The organism is Allosediminivita pacifica, assembly GCF_003054175.1.
Classification (GTDB): Bacteria; Pseudomonadota; Alphaproteobacteria; order Rhodobacterales; family Rhodobacteraceae; genus Allosediminivita; species Allosediminivita pacifica.
Window position 1 is genome coordinate 66,426 of sequence record NZ_QBKN01000003.1, and the last position, 16,014, is coordinate 82,439.

16 protein-coding genes are annotated in these 16,014 nt (G+C 67.5%); 10 read left to right on the forward strand and 6 right to left on the reverse strand.

Annotation, left to right across the window (positions count from 1 at the left end):
• Nucleotides 1–150: 150 nt before the first annotated feature.
• On the reverse strand, nucleotides 151–1,173 hold the full coding sequence (locus C8N44_RS03120; RefSeq protein WP_107974713.1) for an aspartate-semialdehyde dehydrogenase: 1,023 nt from the start codon (nucleotides 1,171–1,173) through the stop codon (nucleotides 151–153).
• 216 nt (nucleotides 1,174–1,389) lie between these two features.
• On the opposite strand from C8N44_RS03120, the gene C8N44_RS03125 reads away from it, so the two are divergent.
• Nucleotides 1,390–3,261: a polysaccharide biosynthesis protein gene (locus C8N44_RS03125; RefSeq protein WP_107974714.1), complete on the forward strand. Its 1,872-nt coding sequence runs from the start codon at nucleotides 1,390–1,392 to the stop codon at nucleotides 3,259–3,261.
• Between the two features lie 4 nt (nucleotides 3,262–3,265).
• Here the strand turns inward: C8N44_RS03125 and C8N44_RS03130 are convergent, their stop codons facing one another.
• On the reverse strand, nucleotides 3,266–4,108 hold the full coding sequence (locus tag C8N44_RS03130) for an LOG family protein (protein ID WP_107974715.1): 843 nt from the start codon (nucleotides 4,106–4,108) through the stop codon (nucleotides 3,266–3,268).
• 167 nt (nucleotides 4,109–4,275) lie between these two features.
• On the opposite strand from C8N44_RS03130, the gene dapD reads away from it, so the two are divergent.
• Together dapD and C8N44_RS03140 are read left to right on the forward strand one after the other, a co-directional pair.
• Complete coding sequence (gene dapD, locus C8N44_RS03135) at nucleotides 4,276–5,103, forward strand: 2,3,4,5-tetrahydropyridine-2,6-dicarboxylate N-succinyltransferase (protein WP_107974716.1); 828 nt, start codon at nucleotides 4,276–4,278, stop codon at nucleotides 5,101–5,103.
• Between the two features lie 104 nt (nucleotides 5,104–5,207).
• Nucleotides 5,208–5,450 (forward strand): GlsB/YeaQ/YmgE family stress response membrane protein, encoded by a 243-nt coding sequence (locus tag C8N44_RS03140; protein WP_107974717.1) that lies wholly within the window; start codon nucleotides 5,208–5,210, stop codon nucleotides 5,448–5,450.
• 60 nt (nucleotides 5,451–5,510) lie between these two features.
• On the opposite strand, the gene C8N44_RS03145 is transcribed toward C8N44_RS03140, so the two are convergent.
• Complete coding sequence (locus C8N44_RS03145; RefSeq protein WP_107974855.1) at nucleotides 5,511–5,759, reverse strand: DUF6525 family protein; 249 nt, start codon at nucleotides 5,757–5,759, stop codon at nucleotides 5,511–5,513.
• Complete coding sequence (locus C8N44_RS03150; protein ID WP_107974718.1) at nucleotides 5,756–6,955, reverse strand: GTP-binding protein; 1,200 nt, start codon at nucleotides 6,953–6,955, stop codon at nucleotides 5,756–5,758. Before C8N44_RS03150 ends, C8N44_RS03145 begins: the two co-directional genes overlap by 4 nt.
• Before the next feature lie 111 nt (nucleotides 6,956–7,066).
• Here C8N44_RS03150 and C8N44_RS03155 point away from each other — a divergent pair, with 111 nt between their 5' ends.
• The 5 genes from C8N44_RS03155 (at nucleotide 7,067) to rnr (ending at nucleotide 12,083) form a co-directional block, all read left to right on the forward strand.
• Nucleotides 7,067–7,396 carry a hypothetical protein gene (locus tag C8N44_RS03155; RefSeq protein ID WP_107974719.1) on the forward strand — a complete coding sequence of 110 codons (330 nt, stop codon included), beginning with the start codon at nucleotides 7,067–7,069 and terminating at the stop codon, nucleotides 7,394–7,396.
• Between the two features lie 72 nt (nucleotides 7,397–7,468).
• Nucleotides 7,469–8,614, forward strand: coding sequence for a succinyl-diaminopimelate desuccinylase (gene dapE, locus C8N44_RS03160; RefSeq protein WP_107974720.1), 1,146 nt, complete (start codon nucleotides 7,469–7,471; stop codon nucleotides 8,612–8,614).
• Entirely contained in the window at nucleotides 8,611–9,033 is a 423-nt protein-coding gene (locus tag C8N44_RS03165) for a GNAT family N-acetyltransferase (protein ID WP_107974721.1), read from the forward strand. The genes dapE and C8N44_RS03165 overlap by 4 nt, the downstream gene beginning before the upstream one ends.
• Nucleotides 9,030–9,617 (forward strand): TIGR04282 family arsenosugar biosynthesis glycosyltransferase, encoded by a 588-nt coding sequence (locus C8N44_RS03170; protein WP_107974722.1) that lies wholly within the window; start codon nucleotides 9,030–9,032, stop codon nucleotides 9,615–9,617. Before C8N44_RS03165 ends, C8N44_RS03170 begins: the two co-directional genes overlap by 4 nt.
• 159 nt (nucleotides 9,618–9,776) lie before the next feature.
• A complete protein-coding gene (gene rnr, locus C8N44_RS03175; RefSeq protein ID WP_107974723.1) occupies nucleotides 9,777–12,083 on the forward strand; it encodes a ribonuclease R in 2,307 nt (768 codons plus the stop codon).
• A gap of 2 nt (nucleotides 12,084–12,085) precedes the next feature.
• On the opposite strand, the gene C8N44_RS03180 is transcribed toward rnr, so the two are convergent.
• A complete protein-coding gene (locus C8N44_RS03180) occupies nucleotides 12,086–12,799 on the reverse strand; it encodes a glutathione S-transferase family protein (protein ID WP_158273993.1) in 714 nt (237 codons plus the stop codon).
• An 88-nt stretch (nucleotides 12,800–12,887) separates the two neighbouring features.
• Here C8N44_RS03180 and C8N44_RS03185 point away from each other — a divergent pair, with 88 nt between their 5' ends.
• A complete protein-coding gene (locus C8N44_RS03185; RefSeq protein ID WP_107974856.1) occupies nucleotides 12,888–13,595 on the forward strand; it encodes a helix-turn-helix transcriptional regulator in 708 nt (235 codons plus the stop codon).
• A gap of 6 nt (nucleotides 13,596–13,601) precedes the next feature.
• On the opposite strand, the gene C8N44_RS03190 is transcribed toward C8N44_RS03185, so the two are convergent.
• Nucleotides 13,602–14,462 (reverse strand): SHOCT domain-containing protein, encoded by an 861-nt coding sequence (locus tag C8N44_RS03190; protein WP_107974725.1) that lies wholly within the window; start codon nucleotides 14,460–14,462, stop codon nucleotides 13,602–13,604.
• A 196-nt stretch (nucleotides 14,463–14,658) separates the two neighbouring features.
• On the opposite strand from C8N44_RS03190, the gene C8N44_RS03195 reads away from it, so the two are divergent.
• Complete coding sequence (locus tag C8N44_RS03195) at nucleotides 14,659–16,011, forward strand: lytic murein transglycosylase (protein ID WP_107974726.1); 1,353 nt, start codon at nucleotides 14,659–14,661, stop codon at nucleotides 16,009–16,011.
• Nucleotides 16,012–16,014: the final 3 nt, after the last annotated feature.

A 16,014-nucleotide genomic window follows, 5' to 3' on the forward strand; every position in this document is an offset into this window, starting at 1 on the left:
CTGGCGCGTGAATTTGCGCTCTGCGGGATAGCCAGTCGCCCGGGAAGATGCACGGTCTACTGCCGTAAGGCAGGGCAGTTCCCCAAACGCAATCCGGCGCCACAGGGGCGCCGGACCGGATCATTTCAGCAATGTCGCGCAGAAGGCGTCTCAGCCCTTCTGCAGCACCTTCTGACCAAAGACCTCGGCGATCTGGACCGCGTTCAGGGCCGCGCCCTTGCGCAGGTTGTCCGACACGCACCAGAAGTTCAGGCCGTTGTCGATCGTGCTGTCCTGGCGGATGCGGCTGATGAAGGTCGCGAAATCGCCCACGCATTCGACCGGCGTCACGTAGCCGCCGTCCTCGCGCTTGTCGACGACCATGATGCCCGGCGCCTCGCGCAGGATGTCACGCGCCTCGTCCTCGTCGAGGAAATCCTCGGTCTCGATGTTCACCGATTCCGCGTGGCCGACGAAGACCGGCACCCGCACGCAGGTCGCCGTGACCTTGATCGACGGATCGACGATCTTCTTCGTCTCCACGACCATCTTCCACTCTTCCTTGGTGGAACCGTCTTCCATGAAGACGTCGATGTGCGGGATCACGTTGAAGGCGATCTGCTTCTGGAACTTCTTCGGCGGCACCTCGTCGGTCGGGTTGTAGATCGACTTGGTCTGGTTCCAGAGCTCGTCGACACCCTCTTTGCCCGCACCCGAGGTCGCCTGGTAGGTCGACACCACGACGCGCTTGATCTTGGCGCGGTCATGCAGCGGCTTCAGCGCCACCACCATCTGCGCGGTCGAGCAGTTGGGGTTGGCGATGATGTTCTTCTTGGAATAGCCCAGAACCGCGTCGGCGTTCACCTCCGGCACGACCAGCGGAACATCCGGGTCGTAGCGGTAGAGCGAGCTGTTGTCGATCACGACGCAGCCGGCCTTGGCGGCGATGGGCGCGTATTCCTTCGTCGCGTCCGAGCCGATGGCGAACAGCGCCATATCCCAGCCGGTGAAGTCGAACTGCGCGATGTCCTGGGTCTTGAGCGTCTTGTCCCCGAAGCTGACCTCGGTGCCGAGCGAACGGCGCGACGCCAGCGCGGCGATCTCGTCGACGGGGAATTCCCGCTCGGCGAGGATGTTCAGCATTTCGCGGCCCACATTGCCCGTGGCACCGGCGACAACGACCTTGTAGCCCATGTGGCTCTCCCATCATCATGTCTCTCGGCCCTGTCGGCAGGGCCGGGTTGGCGGGTTGTCTACCCCATGCCGCGTCGCAGTGAAAGGCCCCCGCAGAGGAAGGCCTCCCTCGCGTTAACCAAATTGCCGACACGGATTAACCCCGGTTTAACCCGTGACATGTCTGTTGGTTGCCGACCCGGCCGCCCCTGCGCGCGGTCCGGCAAGGAAGCCCGGATGATCTACGAATTCGTCTCGACCCTCTCGCGCCGTCGCAAGATCAGCCTCTTCGCGGCGATGGACGGGGCGACGATCGCCCTCGCCCTGCTCTGCGCCTGGCAGGTCATGCCGCAGCACATCGGTCCCGCGGAACTGCACGCCATCGGCGCGGCGGCCGTCGGTGCCGGCCTTGCCATGGGCCTCGGGCTCGGGCTCTACCGCCTCACGCTCAATGCCTACGAAACAAGGGGCCTGACCCGCACCGCCCTTTCGGCCGCCGCGGCAGGTCTCGCAGCACTCGGGATGGACCGTTACCTCGGCGCGGGCCTGCCGCTGCAGGGCTACGTGACCTTTGCCCTGCTCCTGATGGTGCTTGCCACCGGCTGGCGCGTGGCGCTGCGGCATGTGACGCTCGCCATCTACCGCCGCGGCCAGAAACGCATGCGGATCATCGTCTATGGCGCCGGTCAGACCGGGCAGCAGTTCGTCGCCGCCCTGCGCACCGATGCCGCCATCCTTCCGGTGGCCTTCGTCGACGACAATCCCACGGTCCAGGGCCAAAGCCTCATGGGCCTGCGGGTGCATGCCCCCACCAAGCTGCCCGACCTGATCGAACGTGGTGCCGTCGACCGCGTGGTGCTCACCATGCCCTCCATGAGCGCCGCCGCCCGTGCCCGCATCGCCCATGACCTGCGGCTCATCGGCTGCGAGGCGCATTCCCTCCCCTCCTTCGCCGAACTGGTGCGCGAGGGCGATCTTACCCGCCGCGCCACCCCCGTCTCGCTCGACTGCCTCGTGGGCCGCAACCGGCTCGAGAAGGAGCTGCCCGGCGTGCAGCACGTCTATTCCGGCCGCCGCATCCTGATCACCGGCGCGGGCGGCTCCATCGGGTCGGAACTCTGCCGTCAGCTTCTGGCCTGCCGGCCGGAAAAGCTCGTGCTGGTCGACCAGTCGGAACTCGCCCTCTACACGATCGAGAAGGAACTGCGCGAATTCGACCCGGGGATCGAAGTCGTGCCGGTCCTCGGCTCGGTACTCGAGGTCGACCTCATGCGCCGCACCATGGTGGAGCAGGAGGTCGAGATCGTGCTTCACGCCGCCGCCTACAAGCATGTCCCCATGGTCGAGGCGAATCCCCTGCGCGGGCTCGACAACAACGTCTTCGGCACCCGCAACATGGCCGAGGCCGCCCGCGACTGCGGCGTGGATCGCTTCGTGCTCGTTTCATCGGACAAGGCCGTGCGCCCCACGAACGTCATGGGGGCCTCCAAGCGCCTGTCGGAGCTGGTGGTGCAGGACCTGGCCGCGCGCCCCGGTGGGACGCGCTTTTCCATGGTCCGCTTCGGCAACGTGCTGGGATCGAGCGGCTCGGTCATTCCCCTCTTCGAGGAACAGATCGCCCGCGGCGGGCCGGTCACGCTCACGCACCCCGATGTCACCCGCTACTTCATGACGATCTCCGAGGCCGCGCGCCTCGTACTGCTGGCAGGCTCCTTCTCGCGCGGCGGCGATCTCTTCGTGCTCGACATGGGCAAACCCGTGCCCATCCGCCGTCTCGCCGTGCAGATGATCGAGGCCGCCGGTTATGCCGTGAAGGACGACGCCAACCCGCAGGGCGATATCGAGATCCGCATCACGGGTCTGCGCCAGGGCGAGAAGATGCACGAGGAACTGCTGATCGCGCCCGACATGCTGACCACGCCGCACCACAAGATCCTGCGCGCCCAGGAAGGCGCCCTTTCGGAGTTCGAGATCGCCACCGCCCTCAAGGACCTGCGTCGCGCCATCGACACGCTTGATGAAGACGGCGCGCGCGCTGTCATCGCCCGCTGGGTCGAAGGGCAGTTGCCCGCCGCCCCCCAGCGCGTGCTGCAGGGCGAACTCGGCTAGGGCCTCACCGCCCCGGAATGTCGCTGCGCGCGGGCTCGGGATGCCATTCCTCGATCTGGGCCGCGGCCTCCTCGGCCGTCTCCACGAAACGGAACAGGTCCAGATCCGCGCGGCTGATCGTGCCCGCATCGGCGAGCGCGTCCCAGTTCACGATAGTCTCCCAGAACTGCCGCCCGAACAGCAGGATCGGCAGTCGGTCCATCCGCCCCGTCTGGATCAGCGTCAGCGCCTCGAACAGCTCGTCCAGCGTCCCGAAGCCGCCGGGAAACACGCAGATCGCCCGCGCGCGCATCAGGAAATGCATCTTCCGGATCGCGAAATAGTGGAAGTTGAAGGCCAGGTCCGGCGTCACGTAGGCGTTGGGCGCCTGCTCGTGCGGCAGCACGATGTTCAACCCGATCGACACACCGCCCTCGTCCGCGGCGCCGCGGTTGCCGGCCTCCATCACGCCGGGGCCGCCGCCCGTCACCACCACGTAATCGCGGTTGCCCGAGGCCAGCGACTTGCGCGTCATCAGGCGGGCAAATTTGCGCGCCTCATCGTAGAAATGCGAAAGATCCGCCAGCGTCCGCGTTTTCGCGCCCTCCTTCTCGGCCGGTTCGGGAATGCGCGCGCCACCGAACAGCACGATGGTCGAATTCACCTCGTGCTCGTCCAGCAGAAGCTGGAATTTCAGCAGCTCCAGCTGAAGCCGCACAGGGCGCAGATCCTCGCGCGCGAGGAAATCGCCGTCGGTAAAGGCAAGCCGGTAGCTGGGCGACAGCGTCTGCGGCGTCTCGGGCACGTCCGCGGCGGTGCGCATGTCGGTGCCCGCGTCTCGGAAATGGCTGCGTCTGTCGTCGGTCATCGGGCCTACCTTCCTTGTCACGAAATCCTCCCCTATCGCCAAAGCCGACCGCGCACCAGCGGGGCCGCGACGCCACCGCGCCCCCGCAACCCGCAACGCTGCGCGATTGCGCGCCCGCCCCCGCCCGCGTAGAACCCGCCGCAAACGCCACGAGAGGGACGCTACCCATGTCGAACACCGAGCTGGAAACCGCGATCGAAGCGGCCTGGGAAAACCGGGCCGAGATCACCCCCGCCACCGGCGGCGAAACCCGCGAAGCCATCGAGTCCACGCTCGAGGCGCTCGATTCCGGAGAGCTGCGGGTGGCCGAACCCGGCACGGACGGTGAGTGGAAGGTGAACCAGTGGGCCAAGAAGGCCGTCCTGCTGGGCTTCCGCATCAAGGACATGGAAATTCACCCCGGCGGCCCGCAGGGCGGCGGCTGGTGGGACAAGGTGGACAGCAAGTTCGCCGGCTGGGGCGAGAACCGCTGGCGCGACGCCGGCTTCCGCGCCGTGCCCAACGCCGTGGTGCGCAAGTCCGCCCACATCGGCAAGGGCGTGGTGCTCATGCCCTCCTTCGTGAACCTCGGCGCATACGTCGACGAGGGCACCATGGTCGACACCTGGGCCACCGTCGGCAGCTGCGCGCAGATCGGCAAGGGCGTGCACCTCTCGGGCGGCGTCGGCATCGGCGGCGTGCTCGAACCCATGCAGGCCAACCCCACCATCATCGAGGACAACTGCTTCATCGGCGCCCGCTCCGAGGTGGTCGAAGGCGTGATCGTCCGCGAAGGCGCGGTGCTCGGCATGGGCGTCTACCTCGGCCAGTCCACCAAGATCGTCGACCGCGAGACGGGCGAGGTCTTCATGGGCGAAGTGCCGCCCTACTCGGTCGTTGTCTCGGGCTCCATGCCCACCAAGAACAACCTCAACCTCTACTGCGCCGTGATCGTGAAGCGCGTCGACGCGCAGACCCGCTCCAAGGTCGGCATCAACGAGCTGCTGCGCGACTGATCCAATCCCGGCGGCGGCGGGGTCAGGCAGATTTGACTGCACCGCCGTCGGGAACCTCCGGGCCCCTCACGCCGTTGCGATCCCGAGCGACAACGGAGGGCCTAATGGGCATCGGATTTCTTGGCGCGATCATCGTCGGCGGTCTCGCCGGCTGGATTGCCAGCAGCATCATGAACTCGGACACCGGGATTCTACTCAACATCATTCTCGGCATCGTCGGCGCCGTCGTGCTGAACGCGATCCTCGCGCTTTTCGGCATCTACGCGGCGAACGCATGGATCCCGCAGCTGATCGTCGGCATCATCGGCGCCTGCCTGCTGATCTGGGGCTACCGAAAGGTAAGCTGACGCGTCTGACCACGTGACGACCCAAGCGCCCGCCCTCCGGAATCCGGAGAGCGGGCGTTTTCATGTCCGGGGGTCGGCCCGGTCCAGCTGGCGCGCTTCCGCCCTGCTGAGCCGGGCAATCGCCGCCGCCTCGCAACCGCCGCTCTCGGCGAGCGCCCGGGCCCAAAGCTTGCGCAGCGACCTTGGCGACCAGGGCAGAGCTGCCTGCATGGCCCAGTGCCTGACGGGTTCGGGCAGCCTGTCATGTTCGCGCATCGGATCGCCCCGGCGACGGCCGTTGGCCAGCGCCGCGGGAAGGTTGCCGCTCATCCGCGCCGCCATTGCGGGAAGGGGTCGGAGATGGCCTGCGCCGCCGCCATGTCGACCCCCGCCTCGGTCCCGGCAAGGGCCGCATCCAGCGCGCCGCTGATCCGGTCGCGGTCCATGCCCGCCCCGATGAAGACGATCTCCTGCCGCCGGTCGCCGAAGGGCTCGGTCCAGTTCTCGGCAATCGCGGCCCGCGCCTCGGGGTGATCCGGCCAGCGTCCCTCGGGCACCGCCGCCCACCACAGCCCCAGCGGCCGCACCGAACTCAGCGCCCCCGCCATGGAAAACTCCGCCGCCCATTCGGGCCGCGTGGCGATCCAGAAGTGCCCCTTGGCCCGGATCACCCCGGGCAGGTCCCCGTTCAGCACCGCGTGCACCTTCTGCGGATCGAAGGGCCGCCGCGCCCGGTAGACGAAGGAAGACACACCGTATTCCTCGGTCTCGGGCACGTGGTCGGCAAAGCCGTAAAGTTCCTTGGCCCAGAGCGGATGCTCGTGCGCCCGATCGAAGTCGAACAGTCCCGTGTCCAGCACCGCGCCCGCATCGACTTCGGAATAATCGGTCTCGATCACCTTCGCGTCGGGGTTCAGCGCGGCGATGATCTTGCGCGCCGCCTCCACCCGCTGCGGCCCCGCGTCGCTCACCTTGTTCAGCACGATCACGTCGGCAAACTCCACCTGCTCCACCAGCAGATCCACGATGCTGCGATCATCGCCCTCGCCCGCCGTATCGCCCCGGTCCGCCAGGAAATCGTGGCTGGCGTAATCCTCGAGCAGATTCACCGCGTCGACCACCGTCACCATCGTGTCCAGCCGCGAGATGTCGGCAAGGCTCCGGCCCTGTTCGTCGCGGAAGGCAAAGCTCGCCGCGACGGGCAGCGGCTCGGCGATGCCGGTGGACTCGATCAGCAGGTAATCGTAGCGCCCACTTTCGGCCAGCCGGCGCACCTCGGTCAGAAGGTCCTCGCGCAGGGTGCAGCAGATGCAGCCGTTGGTCATCTCGACCAGCGTCTCGTCCGTCCGCGACAGCTCCGCCCCGCCCTGCCGGACAAGATCGGCGTCGATGTTCACCTCGGACATGTCGTTGACGATCACCGCCACGCGGCGGCCCTCGCGGTTGTTCAGCACGCGGTTCAGCAGCGTGGTCTTCCCCGATCCGAGAAAGCCGGACAGGACGGTGACGGGAAGCGGCGCGGGCATGGGGGCCTCCTTGCTCTGGTGGGTTCCGGGAATCTGTTATGTTATACTATTACATGCCCCGTCAAGCAGCCACCGCTTGACAGCACGCAGCGCTCCGCCGAAAGGGGCGGGATGAGCGAAAAGGACAAGAAAAAGCGCCAGCAGGTCTTCACCCTGGTGGTCGAGGTCGGACGCAAGACCGGCGACGGGCTGCCCGACAAGGCCACCGGCGCCGCGCTGATCTGCTATGCCTCGGGCGTGAGCGAGGACGAGGCCGTGCGCGAAACCGTGGCGATCCTCAAGCAGGCCGACATGGCCCCGCTTGACGTGACCGGCTACGGCACCCGCGACGAACGCGTGGCCCAGGGCCACGAGATCGACGCCGACGAAGCCGCCCTCATGGACCGCGCGCTGGCCGAAAACGCCGTCATCGTCGCCCAGGTGGAGCCCTTCTTCGACTGACGCCGATCTGTCGCGTTTGCCAAGCCCACGCCGGCGCGATAGCGATTGGGAGTCCCGCAACAGGAGCCTCCGATGAGCCTGACCGATCCCGCAGAGCTGACCGCGCGCCTCGTGCGCTGCCCCTCGGTGACCCCCGAGGACGCCGGGGCGCTGACGGTCCTGTCGGAGCTGCTCTCCGACGCCGGGTTCGAAGTGTTCGAGGTCAGCCGCGGCGGCATCCGGAACATCTTCGCCCGCTGGGGGGCCAAGGGCGCGAACCGCACGCTGGGCTTCAACGGCCACACCGATGTCGTGCCCGTCGGCAACCCCGATGACTGGACCCATGATCCCTTCGGCGCCGAAATCCACGACGGCCACATCTACGGGCGCGGCACCGTCGACATGAAATCCGGCGTCGCGGCCTTTGCCGCGGCCGCCGTCGATTTCGTCCGCGACACGCCGCCCGAGGGCGCCGTGGTGCTTGCCATCACCGGCGACGAGGAAGGCGAATCCATCGACGGCACGTGCGCCCTGCTCGACTGGATGGCCGACAACGGCGAAACCATGCAGGCCTGCATCGTTGGCGAACCCTCCTGCCCCGAAACCTTCGGCGAGATGATCAAGATCGGCCGCCGCGGCGCGCTCACCGCGTGGTTCACCGTGACCGGCGTTCAGGGGCATTCCGCCTACCCGCACAAGGCGCTGAACCCGATGCCGGCCATGGCCCGCCTGATGGACCGGCTCGCCACGCACGAACTCGACACCGGCACCGATCATTTCGATCCCTCGACGCTGGCGATCGTCACCATCGACACCGGCAACCCCGCCAACAACGTCATTCCCGCGCAGACCACCGGCTGCGTGAACATCCGCTTCAGCGACCTGCACACCGGCGCCTCGCTCGAGCGCTGGCTGACCGAGGAGGCCGCGAAGATCGACGCCGAGTTCGGCACCACGACCGAAGTCCGCTTCCGGCTGTCGGGCGAAAGCTTCCTGACGCCGCCGGGCGATCTGTCCGACCTGGTGGGCAAGGCGGTCGAGGCCGAAACCGGGATCAGCCCGGTGCTCTCGACCACGGGGGGCACCTCGGATGCGCGCTTCGTCAAGGATCACTGCCCGGTGGTGGAATTCGGCCTCGTCGGCCAACGCATGCACGCCGTGGACGAACGCGTGCCGGTGGAGCAGGTGCAGCAGCTCAAGGCGGTCTACACCCGCATCCTGCGAGAGTATTTCGCGTGACCGGGACGGTGGAGATCACCGACGACTTGCCGGCCTGCCATGCCCTTAGGCGCACCGTCTTCATCGAGGAACAGGGCATTTCCGAGCCCGACGAATGGGACGATCTCGACGCGGATGCCGTGCACCTTCTGGCCCGCATCGACGGGCGGCCCGTGGCCACCGCACGGCTTCTGCGGGACCACGAGATCGGCAAGATCGGTCGCATCTGCGTGCTCGAAGAGGCCCGCGGCACGGGCCTTGGCGCAGCACTCGTGCGCTTCGGGCTCGCGCATTTCGAGGCCGATCCCCACATCACCCGTGTCGAGCTGGGCGCGCAGGCCCATGCCGAGGGCTTCTACCGCAAGCTCGGCTTCATTCCCTTCGGCGATCTCTACGACGACGCGGGCATCCCGCACCGCATGATGCGCTGCACACTGTGACCCGCACCCTGATCGTCATGGTGAAAGAGCCCCGTCCGGGCCGCGTGAAAACCCGTCTGGGGCGCGAGATCGGGCATGTGGCGGCAACCTGGTGGTTCCGTCACCAGCTCCGCTCCCTGCTTCGCCGCCTGCGCGATCCGCGCTGGGATCTGGTGCTGGCTGTGGCACCCGATACCGCCGTGCTTTCACCTGTCTGGCCCTCGGACCTGCCGCGCGTCGCGCAGGGGGCCGGTGATCTCGGCGCGCGCATGGCGCGGGCCATGCGCAGCGCCCCGCCGGGGCCGGTCTGCGTCGTCGGAGCCGATATTCCCGGCATCACCCCCGCCCGAGTCTGGGCGGCCTTCCGCGCCATGGGCGGGCACGACGCGGTCTTCGGCCCTGGCGAGGATGGCGGCTACTGGCTCGTCGGGCTCCCCCACGGCAGACGGGTGCCGCAGGGCATGTTCGCAGGCGTGCGCTGGTCCACAGAACACGCGCTGGCCGACAGCGTCGCCTCTTTGGGCGGTGCGCGGGTGGCCTATGCCGAGGTTCTGGGCGACGTGGACACCGCCGCCGATCTGTCCCGCGTCGCGGGACAGTCCTAATAGATGGTTAAACCTCCCACTTAAGATATTGATTTTATTGCATCGAAAGGATGTCCCGGCCCGGGACACCTCTCTGTCCCTCCCCGCTCCCTTTCCGACGGCGCCCCGCCCCCTAGGTTTCCCGATGACGCCACCCCGGACCCGTGCTACGCGAGGATCATGTCCAGCTTGCCCACAAAACAGGATATCCTCGACTGGATCTCCGAGAACCCGACCCTCACCTCGAAGCGTGACATCGCCAAGGCCTTCGGGATCAAGGGCGCTGCCCGCATCGACCTCAAGCGCGTCCTCAAGGAGCTCGAGTCCGAGGGCCACCTCGAGAAGCGCAAGAAGACCTACCGCGACCCCGACCGCCTGCCGCCGGTGAGCGTCCTGCAGGTCAAGGCCCCTGACGACAATGGCGACCTCTACGCCCAGCCGCTCGAATGGCACGGCGAGGGGGTGGAGCCCGTGGTCCTCCTGATCCCCCGCAACACCGACCCTGCGCTCGGCGAAGGCGACCGCATCCTCGCCCGCCTCCAGGTCGTGCACGAAGAGGATCACAACTACGAGGCCCGCCTGATCCGCAGGATCGGCAACAGCCCCCAGAAGGTCGTCGGCATCTTCCGCAAGGGCGCCGAGGGCGGCCGGATCATGCCTATCGACAAGGGCTCGGACAAGGAATGGACCGTCGCCCCCGACGCCACCGGCGGCGCGCAGGAGGGCGAACTGGTCGAGGCCGAACAGGCCAGTCCCCGCAACACCCGCATGGGCCTGCCCAAGGCCCGCATCGTCATGCGCCTGGGCGATCCCACGGCCCCCCGCGCCGTCTCGCTGATCGCGATCCACCAGCACGGAATCCCCGACGACTTCCCCGCGGAAGTCGTGGCCGAGGCCGACCGCATGAAGCCCGCGGGCCTCAAAGGCCGCACCGACCTGCGTGAGCTGCCTCTGGTCACCATCGACCCTAGCGACGCCCGCGACCACGACGACGCCGTCTTTGCCGAGCCTGACGAAGACCCCAACAACGAGGGCGGCTTCGTCATCTGGGTCGCCATCGCCGACGTGGCCTATTACGTCCGCCCCGGATCGCAACTCGATCACGAGGCCCGCAAACGCGGCAACTCCAGCTATTTCCCCGACCGGGTCGTGCCCATGCTGCCCGACCGGCTCTCGGGCGATCTCTGTTCCCTCCACGAAGGCGTGCCGCGCGCCTGTATCGTCGCGCGCATCCGCATCGACGCCGACGGCAACAAGCTGGGCCAGAAATTCCACCGCGCCCTCATGCGCTCGCCCGCCTCGCTGACCTATCAGCAGGTGCAGGCGGCCATGGATGGCGAGCCCGACGACAAGACCGGCCCGCTGCTCGAACCGGTCATCAAGCCGCTCTACGACGCCTATGCCGCGCTCAAGGCCGCGCGCGGCCGCCGCCAACCGCTCGACCTCGACCTGCCTGAGCGCAGGATCGTGCTCGACGAGGACGGGACGGTGAAATCCGTCGACTTCACCGACCGGCTCGATGCCCACAAGCTGATCGAGGAATTCATGGTGCTGGCCAACGTGGCCGCAGCCGACACGCTCATCGCCAAGGACGTGCCGCTGCTATTCCGCGTCCACGAGGAGCCGCCGCAGGACAAGCTCGAAAGCCTGCGCGACACCGCCGAGGTGGCCGGTCTGACGCTCCCCAAGGGGCAGGTGCTCAAGACCGCGCACCTGAACAAGCTGCTGCACGACGCCGCCGGCAAGGAGGATGCCGAGCTCATCAACATCGCCACGCTGCGGTCGATGACGCAGGCCTACTACAGCCCCAAGAACTTCGGCCACTTCGGTCTCGCGCTGCAGAACTATGCCCACTTTACCTCGCCCATCCGCCGCTACGCGGACCTCATCGTGCACCGCGCGCTGATCACCGCGCATCACTGGAGTGACGACGGGCTGAGCGAGATGGACGTGGAAAAGCTGGAGGCGACGGGCAACCAGATCTCGGACACCGAGCGCCGCTCGATGCTGGCCGAGCGGGACACGACGGACCGTTACCTTGCCGCCTATCTGTCGGACCGGGTCGGCGCCGAGTTCACGGGCCGCATCAGCGGCATCGCCAAGTTCGGCGTTTTCGTGAAGCTGGACGAGACCGGCGCCGACGGGCTGGTGCCGATCTCGACGCTGGGGCGCGAGTTTTTCCACTTCGACCGGGACAGCGGCACGCTCATGGGTGCCGACAGCGGCCGGATCATTGCCCTTGGCCAGCGGGCCCGGGTCAAGTTGATCGAGGCCGCGCCGGTGACCGGCGGCATCGCCTTCGAGATGCTCGAGATCGAGGACGACAAGATCCCCGCCGGCGGCCGCCCGTCGCGCGGCAAGGGACGGGGCAAGGGCGGGCCGCCCCGCAAGCCCGGCACCTCCCCTCGCCGCAAGCCGGCGCAGGCCAAACGCAAGGATGCCAAGACCAAGCGCAAGGTCACGCGCCAGAAGCGCTCAAAGATCTAGCTTCAGGCAGGCTGCATGAGTGGTGCGTAAAGCGCCGCCCGACCGCGTTCGATATAATCCATCAGCCGGCGGTCCTCCCTAAGCGCCCGGCGCAGCCGCGTGTCCGCCGGCAGGTGGTCGATCCCGCTGAGGATCGCGAGAACCGAGGCATCGGCCAGGCAGGGCGTCTCGCCGAAGAGGAACCGGTGACCTTCGCCAAGGGCGCTCAGCGCCGCGAGGTCGGTGGAGAGATAGGCCTGCCGGTCCGCGTCGGAGAATCGCGCGATCCCCTGCCAGTGCAGGCCCGCACGCACGGCGTCGCGTGCCCCTTGGGCCACGGTCTCGCGCTTCTCCTCGGGCACTCCGGAAAAGACGATCGGCATGAAGGCCTGCCAGCCGGCCTCATCCACCCAGCGATCATGGACAAGACCAAGACGCAGGTGCTCTTCCGCGAGGCGCAGGGCAAGGTGGGCCTTGGCGCGGCCCTCTGCATCGCGCCCCGGATAGAGATCGATGCCCTGCGCCTCGAGCCAGTCAGCCATCAGGTTGCTGTCGGGAATGAGGCCGTCGTCGGTCTTCAGCACCGGCAGCTTTCCCAGCGGCATCGCAGCCAGATCGAAGGTAAGCTCGGGCTTCCAGTCCAAGCCCGCCATCTGCAGCAGACACATGGCCTTGGTGCAGAAGGGGCTGAGGCTGGGCTCGCCGAGACTGGCGGGAAAGGTGAGAAGGGTCAGCATGGTGGGCTCCTGTGGCCGGGTTGGATCGGCCATGATGTGCCACGTCCTCCTGTCAAGTATTGTCGGGATGGGGCATCATCGTCTCATCATGAGCCGCACCGAACGCCTGTTCCGCCTGATGGATGCCCTGCGTCACCTACCACCGCCGGTGACGGCTGCTCAGCTTGGCCAAGAGCTGGGCGTTTCGGAGCGCACGCTCTACCGCGATATCGAGGTCTTGCGGGGTCAGGGCGCTGTGATCGACGGTGCCGCGGGCTATGGCTACCGGCTGATCGAGGATTCCAGCCTTCCGCCGCAGAGCTTTGCCGAGGACGAGATCGAGGCGCTGGTACTCGGCCTGCGCGAGGTCGCCGCGCTAGGGGATCCCGCGCTGGCCAAGGCGGCGCGCCGCGCCCACGCCAAACTGCGGGCCCGCCTGCCGGAACGGCAGGCGCACCGGTTGCGGCATGCGGTGCTCACGGCCCATCGGTTCCAGCCGCCGCTGGCGCCCACCGTGGACGCCGCCGCCCTGCGCAAGGCCTGCTGGGACGAACACACGGTGACCTTCGCCTATTCCGACAAACACGGGCAGGACACCCGGCGCGACGTCCGGCCGCTGTCGATCCTACTGATGGACCGCAGCCACTGTCTGCTGGCCTGGTGCTGCCTGCGCGAGGATTTCCGGGCCTTCCGGTTGGACCGAATGACGGATCTCGAGGTCACGGGCACGTCCTTCCGGCCCTGCCGCGTGCCGCTTCTCCGCGAATTCCAAGAAAAACTGCGCGCCGAAACCAAGCTGTCCGGCGACGCCTTCTGAGAGATGTCAGAGCCGCGACAGCAGTTCGGTCTTCTTGGACTGGAACTCGTCGTCGCTGAGGATGCCGCGCGCGTGCAGATCGGCGAGCTTTTCGATCCGGCCGAAGATGTCGTCCTCGGTAGGCGACTGTGACGGGGGTGGGGCCTGGGGGGACTGCCAGGGTTGCTCCGGCTGCAACGGCTGCGGTGGCGCTTCGGGGGTGGGGGAATTGCCCTGCTGATCGGGCTGCCCGGAGGGCTGCCCGCCATCACCGGCGCCCTGGACCACAGGTAGATTGGCCACGCTGACGAGCCCATACTGGCTGGTGAAGGTCAGCGTCTGGTCGCCGCGCTGAGCCTGCCCGATGCCGCCGATATTGTGGTCGCCGGTGTCGTAGACGGTGACGCGGCCGTTGTCCGAAATGGCCAGCCGGCGCGCCTGCGGGAAGATGGCATAGCGCATGTTGTTCTGGCTTCCCTGCGAGGCGGGCTGCCCGAGTTCGGACGGCCAGCCGCGGTTCATCCCCATCCCGGAAGAGGCATAGCTGACACCGCTGCTGCCGCCCTGCCACTGCTGCTGGCCGGAGGAAACCTGCGGCTGCGGGACGGGCGCAAAAAGCGTCCGGTTCGACAACGCTCCCGAGACGTCGTTGCAGAGCGAATCCACGCGCGCTTTCAGGCCGTTGTTGAACATGTCTCCGATCATGATCATCCCGCCCATGGACCACTGGCCCATGCCGCCGAATTCGTGGTGCCCGAACTGCGCCTGACGGCCACCGCCGGACCAGACTGCACGCAACATGTGCTCCACCGCGTCCTGTGAAAAGCCGTGCCGCTGAGAGAGCTCTGAAATCAGCGCCCGCCCCTCGTCGTTCAGTTGCTGATGCATGGACCGGTCCTTCCCGAAAACGCGCTGCGGAATGGCAACGCGATTCGCCGGCACATTGCCAGCGCTGAATCGCAATGGCCGCTTCGCGCGAAAGGTTGCAGGAATTCTGCCGGGCGGGATCACCACGCTTTCCCGAGCGCACGTTTTGCAGTAGTTTTAACCAAAATATAATGAGCAGCAGAGCAGGATTCAGGCCATGGTCACGCGCTATCTGGCGGCATCTGCCGTCTTGTCCAGCATCGCCCTCGCGGCCGCCGCCGAAAGCCCGCAGCGTTCGCTGCGTCCGGTGGAGCGTCCCGGCGCGGTATCCTCCGCAGCGCCAGAGGTTGTCACCCGCGCCGCAACGGTCCTGTTGCCCAAGCAGGCAGCGCCCGGGCTTTCGCTTCGCCCGGAGGTGCGGCCGACCGAACTGGCCGCGCCCGGCGGGGAAACGCCCGGCTTTGCCGCCTGGATCCGCGATTTCCGCCCCCGGGCGCTGCGTCAGGGCATCAGCCCTTCGACCTTCGACCGGGCCTTTGCCGGCGTCCGCTTTGATCCCGATGTGGTGCGTCGCGACAGCAGCCAGGCCGAATTCGTCAAGCCGATCTGGGACTACCTCGACAGTGCCGCCTCTGATGCGCGCGTGCGCAACGGGCGCGAGGCGCTGCAGCGGCACGCCGACCTCATGAACCGGATCGAGGCGCGCTACGGTGTCGAGAAGGAAGTCGTGGCCGCCGTCTGGGGGCTGGAAACCGCCTACGGCACCTTCCGCGGCAGCGAACCGGTCATCGGCTCCATGGCCTCGCTCGCCTACGAGGGCCGGCGCCGCGCCTTCTTCGAGGAGCAGCTGGTCGCCGCGCTGAAGATCCTCGAACAGGGGCACACAACGCCCGCGAATCTCAAGGGCTCCTGGGCCGGGGCCATGGGGCACACGCAGTTCATGCCGACCTCCTTCCATGCGCTGGCGGTGGATTTCACCGGAGACGGGCGCCGCGACATCTGGAGCGACAACCCCGCCGACGCGCTGGCCTCGACCGCGCATTACCTGGCCGAACATGGCTGGAAGAAGGGCCAGCCCTGGGGGGTCGAGGTGCAGCTTCCGCGCGGCTTCGACTACAGCATGGCCCGCCGGGACGTGCACCGCATGCCAAGCCAATGGGCGCGGTTGGGCATTCGCGACATGAATGGCAACCCGGTGCGCGACTACGGGCAGGCCTCGGTCCTGCTGCCTGCGGGCGCCCGGGGTGCTGCCTTCCTGATCTTCGACAATTTCGATGCGATCGAACGCTACAACCCCGCCGACGCCTACGTGATCGGCGTCGGGCACCTGTCGGACCGGCTGCGAGGCGGCGGGCCGATCCGGGCGGACTGGCCACGGGGCGACCGGAACCTGAAGCGGTCTGAACGCGAAGAGCTGCAGAAGCGCCTGACCGCGGCGGGCTATGACACCAAGGGGATCGACGGGCGCATCGGCCCGCTGACGATCACCGCGCTACGCCGCTGGCAGGCCGCCAATGGACTGACCCCCGACGGTTATCCCTCGGTCTCGGTCCTGAGCCGGATGCGCTAGGAC

Coding starts and splice junctions, on each gene's coding strand:
- C8N44_RS03140 (WP_107974717.1), top strand. CDS start 5,208: ATGGGCATCGGATTTCTTGGCGCGATCATCGTCGGCGGTCTCGCCGGC.
- C8N44_RS03145 (WP_107974855.1), bottom strand. CDS start 5,759: ATGAGCGGCAACCTTCCCGCGGCGCTGGCCAACGGCCGTCGCCGGGGC.
- C8N44_RS03125 (WP_107974714.1), top strand. CDS start 1,390: ATGATCTACGAATTCGTCTCGACCCTCTCGCGCCGTCGCAAGATCAGC.
- C8N44_RS03130 (WP_107974715.1), bottom strand. CDS start 4,108: ATGACCGACGACAGACGCAGCCATTTCCGAGACGCGGGCACCGACATG.
- C8N44_RS03185 (WP_107974856.1), top strand. CDS start 12,888: ATGAGCCGCACCGAACGCCTGTTCCGCCTGATGGATGCCCTGCGTCAC.
- C8N44_RS03155 (WP_107974719.1), top strand. CDS start 7,067: ATGAGCGAAAAGGACAAGAAAAAGCGCCAGCAGGTCTTCACCCTGGTG.
- C8N44_RS03195 (WP_107974726.1), top strand. CDS start 14,659: ATGGTCACGCGCTATCTGGCGGCATCTGCCGTCTTGTCCAGCATCGCC.
- C8N44_RS03190 (WP_107974725.1), bottom strand. CDS start 14,462: ATGCATCAGCAACTGAACGACGAGGGGCGGGCGCTGATTTCAGAGCTC.
- C8N44_RS03150 (WP_107974718.1), bottom strand. CDS start 6,955: ATGCCCGCGCCGCTTCCCGTCACCGTCCTGTCCGGCTTTCTCGGATCG.
- C8N44_RS03120 (WP_107974713.1), bottom strand. CDS start 1,173: ATGGGCTACAAGGTCGTTGTCGCCGGTGCCACGGGCAATGTGGGCCGC.
- dapE (WP_107974720.1), top strand. CDS start 7,469: ATGAGCCTGACCGATCCCGCAGAGCTGACCGCGCGCCTCGTGCGCTGC.
- rnr (WP_107974723.1), top strand. CDS start 9,777: ATGTCCAGCTTGCCCACAAAACAGGATATCCTCGACTGGATCTCCGAG.
- dapD (WP_107974716.1), top strand. CDS start 4,276: ATGTCGAACACCGAGCTGGAAACCGCGATCGAAGCGGCCTGGGAAAAC.
- C8N44_RS03180 (WP_158273993.1), bottom strand. CDS start 12,799: ATGCTGACCCTTCTCACCTTTCCCGCCAGTCTCGGCGAGCCCAGCCTC.